General features: G+C 33.0%; 1 protein-coding gene. It reads right to left on the bottom strand.

Annotated features, from left to right (window positions below; genetic code table 11):
- A partial coding sequence (locus WQ54_RS18005) for an IS1182 family transposase (protein WP_046585985.1) occupies positions 1 to 569 on the bottom strand: 569 nt, incomplete at both ends.

Raw genomic sequence — 569 nt, 5'->3', positions numbered from 1 at the left:
TTTTTTCCATGTGCAATTCGATCTTCGTTTATCTCTTCTTCTAGTTGAGTTTGATAGCTTTTTGTTTCTGCTTTGACAGCTTCTTTTATAAACTTCCTCTTGTTTGCATTTGCTTTAACATGTGTAGAGTCTATAAAAACAACAGAAGGATCAACAAACCCTTTTTCTATTGCTTCATTAAGAATATGGTAAAAAATCTTCTCAAAAAGATCAGTGTCTTTAAATCGTCTCTCATAATTTTTACCGAAGGTGGAAAAGTGGGGAATCTTTTTATTGAAGTCAAAACCTAAAAACCAGCGATACGCAACGCTCGTATCAATCTCATCTATTGTTTTTCTCATTGATTTAATTCCGAATACATATTGAATAAAGACCATCTTTATTAACACAACAGGGTCGATACTTGGACGACCATTATCCAAACAATACAAATCTTCAACTAGGTCATAAATAAAACTAAAATCAATAGCGGCTTCAAGCTTTCGAACAAGATGATTAGCAGGAACTACTTCATCAAGTGCAATCATCGATATTTGATAACGACCTTCCATTGATTGTTTCGATAACAT

Source organism: Bacillus sp. SA1-12 (genome assembly GCF_000981385.1).
GTDB lineage: Bacteria > Bacillota > Bacilli > Bacillales > Bacillaceae > Metabacillus.
This window is presented reverse-complemented; position numbering and strand designations above follow the sequence as displayed.